Annotated in this window: 17 protein-coding genes; 16 read left to right on the top strand and 1 reads right to left on the bottom strand. The window is 48.5% G+C overall.

Translation table 11 applies throughout. The annotated features are described in order from the left end of the window. Nucleotides 1-87: 87 nt before the first annotated feature. The 10 genes from DDZ15_RS14060 to creD all read left to right on the top strand — a co-directional run bounded on the left by DDZ15_RS14060 (nucleotide 88) and on the right by creD (nucleotide 8848). Nucleotides 88-693 (top strand): hypothetical protein, encoded by a 606-nt coding sequence (locus DDZ15_RS14060; protein WP_109647732.1) that lies wholly within the window; start codon nucleotides 88-90, stop codon nucleotides 691-693. 14 nt (nucleotides 694-707) lie between these two features. Then, complete coding sequence (locus tag DDZ15_RS14055) at nucleotides 708-1385, top strand: DUF2490 domain-containing protein (protein WP_109647731.1); 678 nt, start codon at nucleotides 708-710, stop codon at nucleotides 1383-1385. A gap of 266 nt (nucleotides 1386-1651) precedes the next feature. Beyond that, complete coding sequence (locus DDZ15_RS14050; protein WP_109647730.1) at nucleotides 1652-2980, top strand: DNA polymerase Y family protein; 1329 nt, start codon at nucleotides 1652-1654, stop codon at nucleotides 2978-2980. Between the two features lie 748 nt (nucleotides 2981-3728). Next, complete coding sequence (locus tag DDZ15_RS14045) at nucleotides 3729-3959, top strand: hypothetical protein (protein WP_109647729.1); 231 nt, start codon at nucleotides 3729-3731, stop codon at nucleotides 3957-3959. Further along, a complete protein-coding gene (locus tag DDZ15_RS14040) occupies nucleotides 3956-5041 on the top strand; it encodes a 6-bladed beta-propeller (protein WP_109647728.1) in 1086 nt (361 codons plus the stop codon). The genes DDZ15_RS14045 and DDZ15_RS14040 overlap by 4 nt, the downstream gene beginning before the upstream one ends. A gap of 675 nt (nucleotides 5042-5716) precedes the next feature. Further along, a complete protein-coding gene (locus tag DDZ15_RS14035) occupies nucleotides 5717-6325 on the top strand; it encodes a hypothetical protein (RefSeq protein WP_109647727.1) in 609 nt (202 codons plus the stop codon). 6 nt (nucleotides 6326-6331) lie between these two features. Beyond that, nucleotides 6332-6637, top strand: coding sequence for a winged helix-turn-helix domain-containing protein (locus tag DDZ15_RS14030; RefSeq protein ID WP_109647726.1), 306 nt, complete (start codon nucleotides 6332-6334; stop codon nucleotides 6635-6637). Beyond that, complete coding sequence (locus tag DDZ15_RS14025; protein WP_109647725.1) at nucleotides 6634-6831, top strand: hypothetical protein; 198 nt, start codon at nucleotides 6634-6636, stop codon at nucleotides 6829-6831. The genes DDZ15_RS14030 and DDZ15_RS14025 overlap by 4 nt, the downstream gene beginning before the upstream one ends. Nucleotides 6832-6892: 61 nt before the next feature. After that, on the top strand, nucleotides 6893-7477 hold the full coding sequence (locus tag DDZ15_RS14020; protein WP_146198601.1) for a hypothetical protein: 585 nt from the start codon (nucleotides 6893-6895) through the stop codon (nucleotides 7475-7477). 45 nt (nucleotides 7478-7522) lie between these two features. Beyond that, complete coding sequence (gene creD, locus DDZ15_RS14015) at nucleotides 7523-8848, top strand: cell envelope integrity protein CreD (RefSeq protein WP_109647723.1); 1326 nt, start codon at nucleotides 7523-7525, stop codon at nucleotides 8846-8848. Nucleotides 8849-8885: 37 nt separating this feature from the next. On the opposite strand, the gene ilvD is transcribed toward creD, so the two are convergent. Continuing rightward, nucleotides 8886-10580 (bottom strand): dihydroxy-acid dehydratase, encoded by a 1695-nt coding sequence (ilvD, locus tag DDZ15_RS14010; protein ID WP_109647722.1) that lies wholly within the window; start codon nucleotides 10578-10580, stop codon nucleotides 8886-8888. Nucleotides 10581-11084: 504 nt separating this feature from the next. Between ilvD and ilvB the strand changes: the two genes are divergently transcribed. From ilvB to DDZ15_RS13980, 6 genes are all read left to right on the top strand, one after another. After that, complete coding sequence (gene ilvB, locus DDZ15_RS14005; RefSeq protein ID WP_109647721.1) at nucleotides 11085-12869, top strand: biosynthetic-type acetolactate synthase large subunit; 1785 nt, start codon at nucleotides 11085-11087, stop codon at nucleotides 12867-12869. Further along, on the top strand, nucleotides 12869-13393 hold the full coding sequence (gene ilvN / locus DDZ15_RS14000; protein ID WP_109647720.1) for an acetolactate synthase small subunit: 525 nt from the start codon (nucleotides 12869-12871) through the stop codon (nucleotides 13391-13393). Before ilvB ends, ilvN begins: the two co-directional genes overlap by 1 nt. Nucleotides 13394-13476: 83 nt before the next feature. Then, on the top strand, nucleotides 13477-14508 hold the full coding sequence (gene ilvC / locus DDZ15_RS13995) for a ketol-acid reductoisomerase (RefSeq protein WP_242979052.1): 1032 nt from the start codon (nucleotides 13477-13479) through the stop codon (nucleotides 14506-14508). Between the two features lie 106 nt (nucleotides 14509-14614). Further along, a complete protein-coding gene (cimA, locus tag DDZ15_RS13990; protein ID WP_109647718.1) occupies nucleotides 14615-16231 on the top strand; it encodes a citramalate synthase in 1617 nt (538 codons plus the stop codon). A 163-nt stretch (nucleotides 16232-16394) separates the two neighbouring features. Beyond that, a complete protein-coding gene (locus DDZ15_RS13985; RefSeq protein WP_109647717.1) occupies nucleotides 16395-17585 on the top strand; it encodes a 2-isopropylmalate synthase in 1191 nt (396 codons plus the stop codon). 173 nt (nucleotides 17586-17758) lie between these two features. After that, on the top strand, nucleotides 17759-19072 hold the full coding sequence (locus tag DDZ15_RS13980) for a 3-isopropylmalate dehydratase large subunit (protein ID WP_109647716.1): 1314 nt from the start codon (nucleotides 17759-17761) through the stop codon (nucleotides 19070-19072). The last annotated feature ends 28 nt before the right edge of the window (nucleotides 19073-19100 follow it).

The raw sequence follows: 19100 nt of genomic DNA, 5'->3' as shown, positions 1-19100 counted from the left end.
TTCAATTTCTTCAAAAAAATAAACGAAACACCGATTGGTGCCGTTTATAGTGTGTGTTGCATTGAAAACAAATATGCATCTTTCATCATGAAATCATTAAACTTATTGATCATTCTGGCGGTCTTTATCTCGTCAGGCCTCATTTCATCGGTTCACGCTCAATCGGAAAAAGATGAAGTGGAGCGATCAATCAGCAAAACCGAAATGCCTGAAAAAGCGGTGGAGCTGATTGATGAATTCTGGCCGGATCTTGAAGGCATTAAGTACTTTCTCGAAACAGATGGCACACTCACTACCTATGAGGCGAAGCTGGACTGGCGCGGATCCCAGTACAGTATCGAATTCTCTACGGGAGGCTATGTACTGGATGTGGAACAGCTCATCACTTTCGATGCGATCCCGGAATCGACTGCAGACAACATTGTCAGCGATCTGGAGAGCCGCTTCCGCTCATACCGCATAACCCGTTTGCAGCGGCAGTACATCGCAATGGATGAGGATGACGAAGACGATGAGGATTTTATCGACGACATTCTTGAGGAAGACGCGGAAGACTACGAAATTCGCTATGAAATTGAGCTCGACGGTGAAAACAGGCAGGAACTGGGTTCTTTTGAACTGCTCTACAGCGACTCCGGGTCCCTTATCGAAAGAAGAAGAATCGTCAGACGATCGCTCGACAATATCTGGTAATTGATTCATCAACCATGAGAAAATTTTTTCTGCTGATACTGTTCAGCACGGCTCCGTTATTTGTTTACGCACAATCTCAAACCGATTGGATCTGGAATCCTGAAGTATCCTACTCATGGAAAGCTTCCGATCGTGTTGCCTACAACACAAAACTGTCGGTGTTCAATAATCTCGGAGAACTCGGCAATCGCACGGCGCTCTCCTTTCTGGAGCCGCAATTTGTGATGTCGTACAGCGTCTCGACCCGTCTTAAACTGGGCGGCGGATACTATTACAGGTGGAGCGAACCTCTGCGGGACGGCTATCGCTATGAGCACCGGCTTCTCCAGCAGGTTGGCTACGTGAGCTATATCGGCGACCGCCGGCTTGCCCACCGTCTTCGGCTTGAGCAGCGGATCCGCTCCTCCTCCTACCAAAACCGCCTCCGCTACCGGCTAAGCTACGATTTTCCGCTGCAGGGTGAACGGCTTGATCCGGGCGAGCGCTATATTATTCTGAAAAATGAGATCATGACGGCATTCAACGCCGCCGAAGCAGATGCAGAAAACCGTGTTTCGGTTGGTTTGGGATGGTTCATCAACAGGAGTTACAAGTTTGAACTCAATGCCCAATACCGTACCCAGGATATCTTCAGCGGCAACGGCATTACCCACCTCTTTCTGGCCGGCACTTCTTTCTATTTCAATCGATAGGCAAGATTTAGGGTTCAGGCGACTGGCGACTGGCGACTGGCGACTGGCGACTGGCGACTAAGGGCAGGATCTTAAACACTTCAAAGTTTGCATATCGCATATCTCCAATCAGAGATCATCCCACCCCATCTCACGTTTGACGTCTGACGTCTCCCAACTCTCAACTCCCAACTCTCAACTCTCAACTCTCAACTCCAAGTACTCCTAACTCCTAACTCAAGTACACATATATTGCACATATACTCTGATATCGTTACACTGCAATTATGGATCCCTCGCAATACAACAATTATGACCTTGAGCAGGACGTGCACCGGATCACGCTTTACAGCACGGTGGCAAAGGAGCATCAGCATATGTCGGGCAGGAAGCGCCTCTATCTTCACCTCGACATGAACTGCTTTTACGCGCAGGTGGAACAGCGTGCGTATAATCTATATGGCCTGCCGGTTGCCATGGGCGGATGGAGAAAACCCAATGGAACCGCACGCGGCATTGTGGCCACGGCAAGCTACGAGGCCCGCGCACTGGGCATCAAAACCGCCATGAGCGCCTTTGAAGCGTCTCAGATCTGCCCCTACCTGGTGTTTTTGCAGATCGACTACGACAAATACAAGGGAATCAGCCGTCAGCTTAAGGATATTCTGGAGAACTACTCCCCCGACGTGGAAAAATACTCCATGGACGAATATTTCATGGACATCACCTTTCTTCTGAACAAACCGCGCAATGAGCTCCGCCGGTTCGCACAAAAAATGAAACAGGAGGTCTACGACCGCCTGGGCCTGGTGTGCTCGGTGGGTATTGCCACCAGCAAAACCTACTCAAAGCTGGCATCCGATCTGAAAAAGCCTGCCGGACTCACACTGATTCTCACTCCCGACGATGCTGCGCAGCACATCTATCCGCTTCCGGTGGATGAAGTGTGGGGTATCGGGCGCCGACGGTCGGAGCACCTGAAAAAATACGGTATTTACACCATTTCGGATGCGGTTAGGCAGGGTAAGGTACCCTTTCAGAAATTGTTCGGTGAGATGCAGGGGCAGCTTTTCTGGGAAACGGTAACGGGACGCGACCGCGCCCGGGTACTCACCAACGAGGTGCATATTCCGGATGAGGTAAGCTACATGCACACGTTTTCAGACTGGACCGAAAACCCCGTGGAGGTGAAAGGGGAGATTGTGAAGGCCGTTCGAAAAGTGTGCTACAGGCTGCGGGGATACCGGCGGAAGGCCCGCAAGTGGGGCTGTCATATACGCTACCAGGAAGCCCACTGGGAGGGTTTCTCCTTCACCTTCAACACGCCGGGCTACACCAACCTCGACGACTACGTCCTCCGTGCCTGTCTGCACCCGGCCATGCGGGTGGTTCAAAGCGCGCTGCGAAAGGGAATTAAAATCCGCGGGATTGGCCTCCACACCATTGAGATGCATCAGACCGAACAGATGGAGCTGTTTTTCCGGGAGGATGAAGAGGTGCGCCACCTCTACCGCGCGGCCGACTGCCTCAACAACTGCTACGGCCCAGACACCGTGGCCAAAGCGGCCATTTACGAAAGCGTAAAAGGGAAGACGCACTTTGTAAATCGAAGCTGAGAAAAAAATAAAACAGAAGAACAGACGAACCGACGAACAGAAAAACCGAAGAAGTGGGATAGTTTTCTAACTATTAATCGAGGTTATGTTTTCCACTTTAACATTTATCGGTTTTCTGTTGCTCTGTTGCTTTGTTCCTCTGTTTTCCTCGTTCGCTCCGCGCCTCTGCGGTGAAATAAAAAAGCCCGGGAGTTTTCACGCTCCCGGGCTAACGTCTCTGATGATCTTGTAAGGTCTGGCTGGGGGTAACAGCCGCTCTCAGTTCAATGTGCTCTCTCTATGTCAAAAAAGTAAATCACTATCTATGTGTAACTCTCTGTGATCAATCTACGCGATGTTTGGATTGCAGACACTACATGATCATGTGGAAAAAAATTTGGCTGGTGGTCAGTGGTTGGTTGTCAGTGGTACAGGGCAGAAGCTGCAGGATGAGGGTTGAATGTTGAAGGTTTTAGGGCTGCAAAAACCTGTTTATCATATATTTAAGTTTCAGGTATATTGGCAGCTTAAGGGAATAACTCAAGACTCACTTCTGCCTTTTCCCCCTTGCCTTTTCACTAAACCCAAAACTCATTAAAAAAATGTGTAAGGAAATCCGGTTTCAGGGATCTTACTTAGAAGAGAGGACACATTTTGCAGGAAATATGTATTCATGCACTGCGGGATGCCCTTTCAATTAGCTCAAGAGAAAAAAGCAACCGGGCAAACCGGAGCATAAACACAACAAATAATCGGAGGGCAATCAGCCATGAAAAAATTATTCATATTTATATGCATCTTTTCGCTTACCAACGTATCTCCCCTGTTCGGCAACTTCTATATTTGCAGGATAACAGACGACTGTGCCATGTTTGTGATCGAGGACGACGAGGGCTATAGTTGGTATATTGAATGTTATTCTGATCGCTCAAGAGATAGAGGGCGTACAAATGGAGCTATTTACGACGGCGACTGCGAACTGATGACCATGGAAATATGACGAACCATTTAAAATACGCATATGCCCTGACCATCATCTTTTTGCTGACAACCTGCGATTCAGCAGATAGGCCGGGCTATATAAGCCAGATTCCTGACATTGAATCCTTCACCTATTTAGCGTTTAGCCAGGCTGAACTTGATTCAAAAAAAGTTTCGCTTACCCCTACGCTGTTGATTTCTGGAAGTGCTGACACCGAGAACTTTGTCGGTACCCCCTTCTGGATCGAGAAGGTGAAGGATGAAATCTGGATTGCGGATCCTGTAAAGGGAGAAGTGTCAGCTTTCAGTGCGAATGGCGTCTTCTCAAGAGTAATTGCCTCAAGGGGACGTGGGCCCAATGAACTGCAGTACCCTGCAAGCATCTATTACAGCGGTCAGAATCGGGACACATCCAATAGTGTCTGGATCCTGGATTCAGGACTTAAAAGCATCCTTCAATTCTCTATTGACGAAGGTGAACAGAACAGAATCCAAAGCAAAGAGATCCTTACAGAGTTTTACGGGACCAAAATTCTTGCACTCGAAAACGAAGCTTTTCTCGTTCCGCTTACAGATCAACAGAATCAAATTCTGGGAGTTATTAATCAAAATGGCGAATTAATTGATGGTTACGTAAACCGCATCGTACCGCTGGGATATCAGCCATACACACACAACCGGGTTTTCTTTGATATTGAACCCGTTTCCAATCAGCTCGTTTATGCCTACCACGGGCTACCATTAATTTTCATCGAGGGTTTTGACAGTGAAAACAAGCGAGTTTTTGATTTCAGGCCTGAAACAGAGCTTAGTGACTATAATGTAGATCTCACACCGTTACCTGCAGAAGAGAGCATTTCTGTGAGCTCTATTACCATGGACCTATTTGTAAATGACTCAAGAGCCTTTTTTATACTTGAAAATCAGCTTGTAGTTTTTAACCACGAAAAAGAGGAGCTGGAAAAATCGATTACTCTTACCGACCATGAGGGTATTGAGATGATTTTTCAGCAGATGGTTTATTCAGATGGCATCTTCTTTTTGATCAATCGCTTTACATCCGACATCTATACCCTTGACGAAGCGGAAGTTACTTCCTGATGAATTTGCTCTTAATCCAGAGAAAACCGAAGCTGAGAAAAAAATAAAACAGAAGAACAAACGAACCGAGGAACAGAATAACCGAAGAAGTGGGATAGTTTTCTAACTATTAATCGAGGTTATGTTTTCCACTTTAACATTTATCGGTTGCTCTGTTGCTTTGTTCCTCCGTTTTCCCGCTCTTCGCGCCTCTGCGGTGAAATAAAAAAGCCCGCCGGCTTTCACACCTGCGGGCTAAAACGTCTCTGATGATCTTGTAAGGTCTGGCTGGGGGTAACAGCCGCTCTCAGTTTAATGTGCTCTCTCTATGTCAAACAAGTAAATCACTATCTATGTGTAACTTTCTGTGATCAATCTACGCGATGTTTGGATTGCAGACACTACATGATCATGTGGAAAAAATTGGATTGGTGGTCAGTGGTTGGTTATCAGTGGTACAGGGCAGAAGCTGCAGGATGAGGGTTGAATGTTGAAGGTTGCAAAAACCTGTTTATCATATATTTAATTTTCAAACTTATTAGCAGTTTAAGGGCATAACTCAAGACTGACTTCTGCCTTTTGCCCCTTGCCTTTTCACTTAACTCAAGACTCACTTTTCACCACGCCTGTTGTGCATGTCCGCATTTTGATGTACTTTGAAATACAAAGTACTTTGTGAAACATAATATAACCGCTATGGATAAACACGATCGTGACTATCTCCGGGATATCGCCGAAATACGGTCGATGATGGAAAAGTCATCCAAATTTCTCTCCCTTTCCGGATGGGCCGGCATCATGGCCGGGATATATGCTCTTGCAGGTACATGGGCAGTCTACTCTCTTTACGGTTTCTATCCCGACGAACTCCGATACAGTACTCCGCACCTGTCGCAAATACTTTTAATTGCGTTCGGAGTGTTAATTCTTGCCCTCGCCACCGCCTTTTGGTTTTCTCACAGTAAGGCGTCCCAAAACGGAGAACGTGCCTGGAATGCAACTTCCCGCAGAATGCTGTCTCACATGGCCGCACCCCTCCTCTCGGGCGGTGTGCTGATTGTTCTTCTCATTACGAGCGGATTTACCGGCCTGGCAGCCCCGCTTACGCTTCTGTTCTACGGACTGGCGCTTTACAATGCAGGCAACTACACGATTCCGGAGGTCAGGATCATGGGCGTGGTGCAGATCATTCTGGGCCTGACAGCAGTGTTATTGATCGGGTATTCACTGCTTATTTGGGCCGCAGGTTTCGGATTGGTCCACATTCTCTATGGCATATACATGTATTTCAAATACGAAAGGTGACCGATTGTGAAGGTTTCATTCGACGATTTGCATAAAGCGTTTGAGAGCCGGGTCAGGCTGGGAATCATGTCGGCCCTGGCCGTAAATGATTCTCTTGATTTCAGCTCCCTGAAAGAGTTTCTGGATGTAACCGACGGGAACCTGTCCACCCATATCAAAAAACTGGAGCAGGAAGGCTTTGTCAGCGTAAACAAATCCTTCATAGACAATAAACCCAACACCCGGTATTCAATGACCATGGAGGGTAAAAAAGCATTTGATGAACACCTCGGTGTGCTGGAGCAGATAATAAACTCACAAAAAGAATCATGACAGCGGAAACGGACAAGAAACGGAAAATACACCTGGCGGCTTCATCAGCCTTAACTGCAACCGGCCTGCTGCTTCTGATCTATATGATCATCTTCGAAAATGAACCGGGAGCTATTCCGCTGGCAATGATCCTTACGGGTGCAGGATGGCTGTACTTTGCTTTATCAAAAAAAAGCTCTCATAACACGAACTGATTACCAATTTCTCAACATCTGCATCTTTTCTTGATGCCAATCTGAATTAAAGAATAAAACCATGAATACTGAAAAACTCCCATTTATGTCTGTTGCCACCCTTGCTATTGCAACAGCACTTCTGCTTCTCATCCCCCTGGTCGCAATGCAGTTCACATCGGAAGTGGTGTGGAGCGCAAGTGATTTTATTGTTGCGGGGGTGCTCCTGTTCGGAACCGGTTTGGCGTATCTGCTGATCACCAAAAAAGATCAGCGGCTTATCTATCGCTCTGCATCTGCTGTTGCGCTCGGTTCGGCACTTTTTCTGGTATGGTCGAACTTGGCAGTAGGTATCATTGGCTCAGAAAACAACAGCATCAATCTGCTCTATTTTGTCGTCATTGCCATCGGAATCACGGGCGCTTCTACCAGCCGGTTTCAACCCCTGAAGCTTGCCTTTACCCTATACGCTATGGCCGGCTCTCAGCTGCTGATAACAGTTATCGCTCTCCTGACCGGAATGCAGGACCTGCCCGGCAGTTCCATATCAGAAATAGTGGCTGTAAACGGATTATTCATCATGCTCTTTATCATTTCTGCGTTGCTGTTCGGCAAGGCAGCGCGGGATCAGAAGCCTGATCAGGCAAACATGTCTCAGAACCCATAATCAGCATCAAACCATCAAGAACGACTCCTCATCATATTCCGACTCATGAAATCACTGAAACAGTCAGCAGGTATCCGGTTAACCGCTATTGCGTTTCTGACTCTACTCCTGCTTATTCCAGCCATTTTGATCCAGGAACTAATCTCTGAGCGTGAAAATCGAAGGAACTCCGTAGCTCATGAGATCAGTGAAAAGTGGGGAGATACGCAGACCATCACGGGTCCCATTATAACAATACCCTATCTGCATCGATCTGAAAAAGAGGGAGTAGTTACACAAACGGTGCGCCATGCACACTTTCTGCCTGAAAATCTGACGATTCAGGGCACTGTTGAGCCTGAAGTGCGCTACCGGGGCATCTATGAATCCATCGTTTATACCTCCGGGCTCTCGCTATCGGGAAATTTTTCGCCACTCAACCTGAGAGGCCTGAATATCCCCGCCGATGATTTTCTGACCGAAGATGCATTTGTTTCGATTGGCATATCGGATATGACCGGTATCAGGGAACGTATAAGGATTGAATGGGGGGACCGGGATTATACCGCCGCACCGGGTATTGCCTCCGGGGATGTACTGTCGTCCGGGGTATCGGTTTCGCCCGTTATCAATCCCGAAATACCGGTTTCATTCAGCGTGCACCTGACATTGAACGGCAGTTCTGAGCTGCTTTTTTCACCTATCGGAGAGCAAACAAGAGTCAGTCTTGCCTCCGGCTGGCCCAATCCTGCATTTACGGGCAACTTTCTTCCGGAACGGAGAGAAGTTCACTCTTCCGGCTTTAAAGCGGAGTGGAATGTGCTTCATCTTAACAGGAATTTCCCGCAGCAGTGGCTGGGTTCCAGTCATGAGATCTCAAATTTCTCATTCGGCGTGAGCCTGCTGCTTCCAGTAAACGAATATCAGAAAACAATGCGTACGGCAAAGTATGCGATCATGTTTATCGGACTCACGTTTCTGACATTTTTCATGTTTGAGATCTACAGCAAACAGGCCATTCATCCCGTTCAGTATCTGCTTATCGGGTTTGCCCTGCTGGTTTTCTATACGCTGCTTCTATCCGCATCAGAATATGTGGCATTCAACCTCTCCTATCTGCTTTCGTCCGCGGCTGTCATACTGCTGATCACCCTTTATTCATACAGTGTTTTATCCAGCATACGCAACTCGGCCATCCTGTTTGGGGTATTGGTGCTTCTCTACAGCTATCTCTACATACTGCTTCAGCTTCAGGATTACGCACTGTTCATGGGAAGCATCGCGTTGTTCAGCGTGCTGGCGACGGTCATGTTCCTCACCCGTAATGTCAACTGGTTCAATGTGATGCAAACTGAGGATGATACAGAGATGGGTTACAGTGCAGGCAGGTGATCACACAATCTCTGTTTTGAACATTTGCTGCGTTGGTTTACCCCGGGCCATCCGTGATACACCCTTCACTTGCCGTAGATACCAGTTTCGCATATTTGTAAAGCGATCCGCTTTTCACTTTCAGTTCCGGTGCAGTCCAGTTTTTTCTTCGACTGCTTAACTCTTCCTGAGTCAGATCCACATTCAGCGTTCTCTCATCTGCGTCAATTGTTATTTCATCTCCATTTTTCAACAGCCCAATGGCCCCGCCAAGCTGTGCTTCGGGAGTTATATGGCCAATTACAAAACCATGAGTTCCACCCGAAAAACGGCCGTCTGTGATCAGTGCCACATCATTTCCAAGCCCCGCTCCCATGATGGCCGCGGTGATCGAGAGCATCTCACGCATACCGGGGCCACCCTTCGGCCCCTCATACCGTATCACCACTACATCTCCTTTCGTCACACTGCCGTTGCGAATACCAGCCAGCGCGTCCTCCTCCGATTCAAAAACCTTTGCGGGCCCTGAAAAACGGGTTCCCTCCTTACCGGTAATCTTTGCCACGCTTCCTTCCGCTGACAGATTTCCATATAGAATCTGAAGATGACCTGTCTCTTTAATCGGGTCGGATACGGGATAAATCACCTTCTGTTCTTCGATCAGTCCCGGTAGTTCAGCCACATTCTCTTCAAGCGTTTTGCCGGTAACGGTTATACAGCTGCCATCCAGGTAGCCGTGCTCCAGCAGTAGCTTTTGAACGGCCGGCACACCACCCGCATTATACAGGTCTTCCATCACATACTTCCCGGATGGTTTGAGGTCAGCAAGGAAAGGAGTACGGTCACTGACCTCCTGAAAGTCGTCTATGGTAAAGTCAACCTCAGCAGCACGGGCAATTGCAAGCATATGCATAACAGCATTGGTAGATCCCCCCAGGGCAATAATTATCGCAACCGCATTTTCAAGTGAAGTTCGGGTGATAATATCGCGTGGTTTGATATCTTCCTCCAGCAGAAGACGGATCGCTTTTCCTGCTCTTTCGCACTCTTTCCGCTTTTCTTGGTGTGTTGCCGGTATGGAAGAGCTGAACGGCAAACTCATTCCCAGGGTCTCGATGGCTGATGCCATGGTGTTGGCAGTGTACATTCCGCCGCATGCCCCTGCACCCGGGCAGGCATGCTTTAAAATGCGGTTCATCTGATCTTCATCAATCTCATTCGACAAAAATTGGCCGTAAGACTCAAATGCGGATACAATATCCAGTTTCTGGCCGTTCAGGTTTCCCGGCCGAATGGTCCCTCCGTAGACCATGATTGAGGGCCTGTTCACTCTTGCCATAGCCATGACCGATCCCGGCATATTTTTGTCGCATCCCACTACAGAAATATTGGCATCGTACCACTGGGCCGTCATCACTGTCTCAATGGAATCGGCAATGATATCACGGGAGGGAAGAGAGTATTTCATTCCCTGCGTACCCATTGAAATTCCATCGCTCACCCCAATAGAGTGAAACACAAATCCAACCATGTCACTGTTCCAAACAGCGCCTTTTACCAGGTCTGCCAGACCGTTCAAATGCATGTTGCACGGATTGCCGTCCCACCCCGTGCTTGCTATGCCCACCTGAGCTTTTTCCATGTCTTCCGCTCTCAAACCGGTTGCATAAAGCATGGCTTTCGATCCAACCTGCGACTGCTCCTGAGTTAATCTTGAGCTGAATGTATTGATTTTACCGGATTTTCTGGCCATATCTGTTTAGTTGTTTTATTACAAGAACTTAATATTTCATTTTTATATCCATGGAAGCGCTTTTTAATAATTCAGTCTTCCATCACAATTATATCTAAACATTTTTTTAAAAAAAATCTTGACATCACATAAGTCGTTGTCTAGCTTTTTCGAAGCGATAATCAATCAATACGTTCACCTGTTGAAAACAGCGACTCTTCATAGCAATATAACGGCCCATCTTCTTCGGGAAGATTTCGGGTTCCTGCTGCCTGCTGTTTTATTTTTGATTGGATCCCTTACTCTTATCGCTGCGATAGAATATTCAGTTTCCACGATATCTTTATCTGATCTTTCTGCCATCAGCATTATTAGCATTCTGATTCTGATTCTATCTCTAATCTCTGGCATTCTAATTCTAATTATTAGATAACCCCATCCGCCAGAGGTTAAAAGCCGCAGTCACACTTCACAATGCGATTTCATCTTACGACCTCTGGCGGGAAACGTATACCCGCAAGACATATGAAATCAACCAATTCAACATACCCGGCTCAAAAAACAGTTTCTGTCCCTTCGTTTGAACCCGTTGAGCAAGCTTCTGTACTTCCGGACTCCGGTACTGACAATGGCGCCGGCATTCTGATCAAAACGCTCGCCGACCTTGGTGTTGATACGATTTTCGGCTATCCCGGCGGAGCGGTTCTTCCCGTATACGACACCCTCTTTGATAACCATGACTTAAAACACATTCTCATTCGTCATGAACAGGCCGGTGCGCATGCCGCTGATGGATATGCAAGGGCAACAGGTAAGCCCGGAGTTGTTCTGGCCACATCGGGTCCCGGCGGTACGAATACGGTTACAGGTATCGCAACCGCTATGATGGATTCCATTCCGCTGGTTGTCTTTACAGGGCAGGTACCCACCGGTGTGATTGGTAACGATGCGTTCCAGGAAGCCGATATCGTTGGCATTACCCGTCCTATTACCAAGCAAAACTACCTGGTCCGGGATGTCTCGGAATTGGAGCACGTAATTCGTGAGGCTTTTCACATTGCAACCAACGGCCGCCCAGGCCCCGTACTTGTGGATCTCCCAAAAGATATGCTCAATACAAAAGGGCGATTTACGGGAATGAAAAAAGTGGAAATCCCGAGCTTCAAGCCAACCCTTCAGGGGCATCATCCACAAATTGAAAAAGCGGCTGAAATGCTCTCCAACGCAACAAAGCCGTTAATATATGCCGGTGGAGGTGTTATTTCAGGAAACGCCTGGCACGAGCTTACCGCATTTGCCAAACGATTGAATATTCCGGTCACCACGACCCTCATGGGGCTGGGTGCCTTTCCGGAAAGCCAGCCGCAATCACTCGGCATGCTGGGTATGCACGGCACATGGTACGCAAATATGGCTATGACCGAGTGTGATGTGCTCATTGCCGTTGGTGCCCGCTTCGATGACCGTGTAACCGGGCGGCTGGATGGATTTTCACCCCACTCACGAAAAATCCACATTGATATCGATCCATCCTGTATAGGGAAAAATGTGCCGGTGGAGGTCCCCATTGTGGGAGATGTCAAAAGAGTCATTCCCGCTATCGACCGGCTGGCTGCTCCTCCCGGTATTTCAGATTGGTGGGATACCATTCATAGCTGGAAGAGTGACCATCCTTTGGTTGTTCCGGAGGCAGACGATAAAATCTATCCGCAACATATGATGAAAATGATTTCTGATGCCACCGAAGGCAATGCGATCGTTGTGACTGATGTGGGTCAGCACCAGATGTGGGCGGCCCAGCATTACAATTTCAACTATCCGCGATCCTGGATATCATCGGGCGGACTGGGTACCATGGGGTACGGTTTTCCGGCAGCCATGGGTGCGGCTCTTGCCTGTCCCGACCGCAATGTAGTTTGCATCACGGGCGACGGCGGATTCCAAATGCTCTCCTGTGAACTCGCAACCGCCGTTGAGTATAAAATACCGGTAAAAATTGCCCTGATGAATAACAGCTGCCTGGGCATGGTTCGCCAGTGGCAGCAGCTCTTCTACGACAACCGCACCAGCTTCTCCGTCTTCGGATCCAACAACCCTGACTTTGTGAAACTGGCTGAAGCCTACGGCGCCGTCGGGATGCGCTCTACCAATCCCGCAGAGATGAAGCAGGTTCTGGATAAAGCAATGAACATCCATGACGGACCCGTATTAATGGATTTCCGGGTTGTTGAAACGGAAAACTGCTACCCGATGGTGCCCTCCGGAGCTGCCCTTAACGAAATGGTTGAATCTGACGAGGAGTGCGGATAATGCAAGTTAAAACAGTCTCCAAAGATTCCCGGCATACGCTTTCCGTGCTTGTGAAACACAACCTGAATACGTTTTCCAGAATTATCGGGATTTTCAGCGGAAAAGGGTTTGAGCTTGAGAGCGTCACCTTTGCGGCTGAGGCTGAACGGGGCATGGCGCGCATAACCATTACCACATATGGCGATGAGGAAACGGTTGAGCAGATCAATAAGCATCTCCACAATGTGATCGATGTGTTAAAGGTAACCGACCTGACCCATAAGAAATGCATCGAGCGTGAACTGGCCATTATAAAGGTTTCCACCGCAAAAGCCGGTCGATCCGAAATCATGCTCATTGCTCAGGCATTCAAATCCAAAGTGATCGACATAACAGACGATAAGCTGGCACTTGAAGTCACCGGAAACACCGACAAGGTAGACGCCATGATTGAAGTACTGAAACCGTATGGTATCACTGAAATGTCAAGAACCGGGAGCGTAGCGCTGAAACGTGAATTTCAGGGAGCGGTGAATATTAATTGAAATAATGGGAAAGAAACTGATTCTAAATGCCCCCCTTTAAAGGGCGACTTTTTTACAGCACAACAAAACCAACAAAAGAAAAAATGAAAGCACAAACATATTATAACGGTGATGCCAATCTCAATGACCTGTCCGGGAAAACCATCTCAGTAATTGGGTATGGAAGCCAGGGTCATGCACACGCACAAAACCTCAGCGATAGCAGGATGAATGTTGTGGTAGGCCTCCGGAAAGAGAGCTCCTCATGGAACGAGGCCGAAGAGGCCGGACTCACCGTAATGGAGACTTCCGAAGCGGCCAAGGCAGGTGATATCCTGATGGTTTTGATCCCCGACCAGCATCAGGCCGATGTCTACAAAAAAAGCATTGAACCTCATCTGGAAGCCGGAAATGCCCTGATGTTCGCTCATGGATTCAATATTCATTTTGGCGGCATTACCCCTCCTGATGATGTAGATGTATTTATGGTGGCTCCAAAGGGGCCCGGACACCTGGTTCGCCGTGTATTCACGGAAGGGTCGGGCGTTCCCTGCCTTTTCGCCGTTCACCGGGATGCAACGGGTACGGCAAAGAAAACCGCCCTGGCCTATGCCAAAGCTATTGGCGGCACCCGTGCCGGTGTTCTTGAAACCACCTTCAGGGAAGAAACTGAAACCGATCTTTTTGGGGAGCAGGCTGTATTGTGCGGCGGTGCATCCGAGCTGGTGAAAGCAGGCTTTGAGGTGTTGGTGGAAGCCGGTTACCAGCCTGAAATCGCCTATTTCGAATGCCTCCATGAATTAAAGCTTATCGTGGACCTGATGTATGAGGGAGGTATTGAACGAATGTATTACTCAGTAAGCGATACGGCTGAGTACGGCGGACTGTCAAGAGGTACGCGCGTGATCGATCATAATACGAAGAAGCGAATGAAGATGATCCTTGAGGAGGTCCAGAGCGGATTTTTTGCAGATGAGTGGATGAAAGAAAATGCTGAAGGCCTGCCGAACCATATCAGAATGAGAAAAAAGCTGGGCAACCATAAAATTGAACAGGTAGGCAAAGAGCTGCGCTCCATGATGAACTGGATCCCGGACAACAAACAATCCCGGCCCGAACCCGAACCAGCAGAGTAATGGAAAGAAACCCCGCCATGCTTCACTCAGGGCGAGGCCCGGTCTGCACAACCTGAATGATCTCTTCGGGATACCAATGAGAGGAACAAAACAAAACCAAAATCACATGCCCAAACCTATCCGGATATTCGACACCACCCTTCGCGACGGCACGCAGGGTGAGCACATCTCCTTCTCGGCTGAGGATAAATTCCGTATTGCAAAACGCCTTGATGAATTTGGCATTCACTACATCGAGGGCGGATGGCCGGGATCTAATCCCAAGGACATGGCATTTTTTGAGAAAGCGAAGAAACATACGTTCCGGCATGCTAAAGTGGTTGCATTTGGAAGTACCTGCCGTGCAGGAAATAGCCCTGAAGAGGACACCAACCTTCGCGCCCTGATACAGGTAGAAACGCCCGCCGTCTCAGTATTCGGAAAAACCTGGCTCCTGCATGTTGAAGAGGCCCTGAACATTACTCCGGAAGAAAACCTGAAGATAATATCAGGGTCGGTGAATCACCTCAAAGCGCACAACAAGGAAGTCATCTATGATGCCGAGCACTTTTTTGACGGATACAGGCATGATCCTGATTATGCTATCCGAACGCTTTTGGCAGCAGAATGTTCAGGAGCCGACGTTCTGGTACTCTGTGATACAAATGGCGGCACGCTTCCCCACGAAATTTCCGGTATTGTGCATGAAGTAAAAAAGCACGTCTCTGCACCAATCGGCATTCATGCACATAACGACTGTGAACTGGCTGTTGCCAACACGCTCGCAGCGGTACAAGCAGGCGCGAATCATGTACAGGGAACCGTCAACGGGTATGGCGAACGATGCGGAAATGCCAATCTCTGTTCTGTGATTCCCAATCTGCAGCTCAAAATGGGCCATCACTGTGTTTCCGGGCAAAATTTACCCCAGCTCTCAACCCTTATGAAATTTGTTGGTGAACTCGCCAATCTTGTACCCGACAGCAAACAGCCTTATGTGGGTAAAAGTGCATTCGCTCACAAAGGGGGGGTCCACGTGAGTGCCGTGATGAAAAATGCTGCAACCTATGAGCACATTGCCCCCGAAAAGGTGGGCAATCGGCGGCGGGTGCTCATATCCGATCTGTCGGGCAAAAGTAATCTCAGCTACAAATCGGAGGAACTCGGATTTCATTTCGACAAACAGTCTGAGGAGAGTACAGCCATTGTACAAAAGCTGAAGACTCTTGAAAACGAAGGTTTCCGGTATGAGGCAGCAGAGGCCTCCTTTGAGCTTTTGGTGAAGCATATGACGGGTCAGGCTCCCGACTACTTTGACCTTGAAGGGTTTCGGGTCATCGTGGAACAAAATGCCAAAGGTGAATCGCGATCTGAAGCCACAATCAAGGTGCGCGTAAATGGGCAGGTGGAACTTAGTGCCGCCGAAGGCAACGGCCCGGTTCACGCCCTTGACGCTGCTCTTCGAAGAGCGCTTTGTGAGTTCTATCCGGAGATCTCAGCAATGTCGCTGAGAGACTATAAAGTACGGGTGCTGAACGAAAAGAAAGGAACCGGTGCAAAAGTACGCGTGCTGATCGACTCTGCGGCCGGCGATAACGGATGGGGGACGGTTGGAGTATCCGAAAATATTATCGATGCAAGCTGGCAGGCACTATCGGAGGGAGTTACCTACTTCCTTATGAATAACAGCAGCAAACCGAAAAAAATCAAACCTATTAACGATGGCAAAATTCTGACAAGCTAATGATCTCCCCTCCTTTTTAAGGAGGGGTTGGGGGTGGTTCTTTCGGAACCATGATGAAATGCCGGATCATTTTCCGGTTGGAATTCACAACGAATCTATCCCTGCGTCCACTCCCTTAAAAAAGGAAACTCTTAATCCAACACTTAAATACACTCACAAACCCATGAACAATCACATCACCATCTTCGATACCACACTCCGCGATGGAGAACAGAGCCCCGGCTACAGTATGAATCGCAGCGAAAAGCTGAGTCTCGCCCTGCAGCTGGAACGACTGGGTGCTGATGTGATTGAGGCCGGATTTCCCATAGCTTCCGACGGTGATTTTCAAACCGTTCGGGAAATTGGGAAAACAATCAAAACCAGTTCCGTGGCTGCACTCTGCCGGACCCGGCAGGAGGACCTTGACCGCGCCGTTGCTGCCCTTGAGTTTGCCGCAAAACCGCGTGTTCACACATTTATCGCTACCAGCGATATACACATGAAGTATAAGTTGAAACTAAACCGTGATCAGGTACTGGAATCGGCTGTGAAAGCCGTAGAGTTCGCAAAAACTCACTACGACGATGTAGAGTTTTCGGCTGAGGACGCCTCGCGCAGCGACCCTGAATTTTTGATCGATATCTTTACGGCTGTCATTGAGGCCGGAGCCACTACCATCAATATTCCAGACACCGTCGGGTATGCGCTTCCATGGGAGTTCGGTGAATTGATCCGGACTATGAAAAAACGCATTCCCAACATTCAAAAAGCGGTAATCAGCGTGCACTGTCATAATGATCTTGGACTGGCCGTTGCTAACTCACTGGCAGCCGCTCAAAACGGGGCACGGCAAATAGAATGCACCATTAACGGAATTGGCGAAAGGGCTGGAAATGCCTCTCTTGAAGAAGTGGTGATGGCCATGGAAACCAGGAAAAACAATATGGATTTCACCACATCGGTCAACACCAGAGAAATCTATCCGTCCAGCCAGCTTCTTACACAGATTACGGGCAAACGTGTGCAACTCAACAAAGCCATTGTAGGTGAAAACGCATTTGCCCACGAAGCCGGCATCCATCAGCACGGGGTACTCAATAATCCGCTTTGCTATGAGATTATGACCCCTGAATCTGTAGGATTAACCAGCAATAAAATTGTAATCGGTAAACACTCCGGACGCTTTGCTCTCAGAAAAAAACTGGAGAGTATGGGCTACATGCTCAGTAATGAGAAACTGAACCGTGCTTATGATAAAATAACCCGGCTGGCCGACGAAAAGAAAACCGTGAATGACCACGACCTGATTTCAGTGATGTCGGGCATGAACGACACGGCTGAAAAACATGGACGGCTGGCATCTTCGGGCTGAAGGCCCATTAGCCGCTCCCACGGAGCATACGGTCAGCACCAAACTTAAATCAAACACCAAACATTAACATTTACTCCAGACTTCATAACGAACATCCCGACCTCTGACTACAGAAAGGGTGTACTCCTGATGTCTTATAATCAAAAGGTTAAGCCAAAAAAAGAACCAAAAACATGGGAATGACACTGACTGAGAAAATTCTTGCCAGACACAGCGGACGCGAACACGTAAACCCGGGCGATACGGTTTGGGTTGATGTAGATGTTCTGATGACGCACGATGTATGCGGACCGCCGGCTATCTCGATATTTCAGCGCGAATTCGGTGAAAACGCAAGGGTTTGGGACAGGGAAAAACTGGTCATTATTCCTGATCACTATATCTTTACAAACGATAAGTTCGCTAACCGAAATGTAGATATTCTGCGTGCCTTTGCCGCTGAACAGGATTTGCCTCATTTTTATGATGTTGGAACCGACCGGTACAAAGGTGTCTGCCATGTTGCACTGCCTGAAGAGGGATTTACTCGTCCCGGAGAGGTTCTTTTCGGCACGGATTCCCACACGTGTACTGCAGGTGCGTTCGGACAGTTTGCCACCGGAATAGGAAATACGGACGCCGCTTTCATCATGGGTACCGGCAAACTGTGGGTAAAAGTGCCTGAAACGATGCGTTTTGTATTCGGGGGGGCATCGCTCCCGCCTTACCTGATGGCAAAAGATATCATACTCCGGATCATCGGCGATATTGGTGTGGATGGAGCCACCTATCGAACCATGGAGTTTGCTGGTGAGGGTGTAAAAGCGATGACCATGGAGGACCGCATGACACTCACAAACATGGCCATCGAGGCCGGCGGAAAAAACGGTGTTGTGGAACCCGATCAAATCACGGAAAAATATGTAAAGGCGCGAACCGACAAACTATATGAGCCCGTTTACAGCGACCCCGATGCACATTATCACAGTGAGTACTTCTACAATCTTGAAGAGATGGTGCCCATGGTGGCCAAACCCCATAGTCCGGACAATAAGGCAACGGCCGAAGAGCTTGAGGGCGTCAAGCTCGACCGGGCTTACATCGGGTCGTGCACAGGAGGAAAGCTGTCTGACTTCAGGGCAGCGGCCGGTATTATCCGTGGCAACAAGCTGAAAATAGACACCTATATCGTTCCGGCAACGACCGAAATCGCACGCGGACTTGAAACCGAAACACTTCTCGGAACCCCGCTTATTGAAATATTCCGGGAAGCCGGATGCAAAATCGGAAATGCGTCCTGTGCAGCATGTCTGGGTGGTCCATCCGACACGTTTGGCAGATTAAACCAGGAGGAGGTCTGTATTTCAACTACCAACCGCAACTACCCCGGGCGCATGGGATCCAAGGCAGCCAGGGTTTATCTGGCGTCTCCCTACACTGTTGCAGCGTCTGCCGTTACCGGTGTAATTACTGACCCTCGGGTATTTATTCAGGAGACGGTGATATGATTTTGATTTACAAACGACAAAGCACAAG

This window comes from Rhodohalobacter mucosus (genome assembly GCF_003150675.1).
GTDB classification, from domain to species: Bacteria; Bacteroidota; Rhodothermia; order Balneolales; family Balneolaceae; genus Rhodohalobacter; species Rhodohalobacter mucosus.
Note: the sequence above shows the minus strand (reverse complement) of the source record. Positions and strands in the feature narration are given on the sequence as shown.

Coding starts and splice junctions, on each gene's coding strand:
- DDZ15_RS14060 (WP_109647732.1), top strand. CDS start 88: ATGAAATCATTAAACTTATTGATCATTCTGGCGGTCTTTATCTCGTCA.
- DDZ15_RS14055 (WP_109647731.1), top strand. CDS start 708: ATGAGAAAATTTTTTCTGCTGATACTGTTCAGCACGGCTCCGTTATTT.
- DDZ15_RS14050 (WP_109647730.1), top strand. CDS start 1,652: ATGGATCCCTCGCAATACAACAATTATGACCTTGAGCAGGACGTGCAC.
- DDZ15_RS14045 (WP_109647729.1), top strand. CDS start 3,729: ATGAAAAAATTATTCATATTTATATGCATCTTTTCGCTTACCAACGTA.
- DDZ15_RS14040 (WP_109647728.1), top strand. CDS start 3,956: ATGACGAACCATTTAAAATACGCATATGCCCTGACCATCATCTTTTTG.
- DDZ15_RS14035 (WP_109647727.1), top strand. CDS start 5,717: ATGGATAAACACGATCGTGACTATCTCCGGGATATCGCCGAAATACGG.
- DDZ15_RS14025 (WP_109647725.1), top strand. CDS start 6,634: ATGACAGCGGAAACGGACAAGAAACGGAAAATACACCTGGCGGCTTCA.
- DDZ15_RS14020 (WP_146198601.1), top strand. CDS start 6,893: ATGAATACTGAAAAACTCCCATTTATGTCTGTTGCCACCCTTGCTATT.
- creD (WP_109647723.1), top strand. CDS start 7,523: ATGAAATCACTGAAACAGTCAGCAGGTATCCGGTTAACCGCTATTGCG.
- ilvD (WP_109647722.1), bottom strand. CDS start 10,580: ATGGCCAGAAAATCCGGTAAAATCAATACATTCAGCTCAAGATTAACT.
- ilvB (WP_109647721.1), top strand. CDS start 11,085: ATGAAATCAACCAATTCAACATACCCGGCTCAAAAAACAGTTTCTGTC.
- ilvN (WP_109647720.1), top strand. CDS start 12,869: ATGCAAGTTAAAACAGTCTCCAAAGATTCCCGGCATACGCTTTCCGTG.
- ilvC (WP_242979052.1), top strand. CDS start 13,477: ATGAAAGCACAAACATATTATAACGGTGATGCCAATCTCAATGACCTG.
- cimA (WP_109647718.1), top strand. CDS start 14,615: ATGCCCAAACCTATCCGGATATTCGACACCACCCTTCGCGACGGCACG.
- DDZ15_RS13985 (WP_109647717.1), top strand. CDS start 16,395: ATGAACAATCACATCACCATCTTCGATACCACACTCCGCGATGGAGAA.
- DDZ15_RS13980 (WP_109647716.1), top strand. CDS start 17,759: ATGGGAATGACACTGACTGAGAAAATTCTTGCCAGACACAGCGGACGC.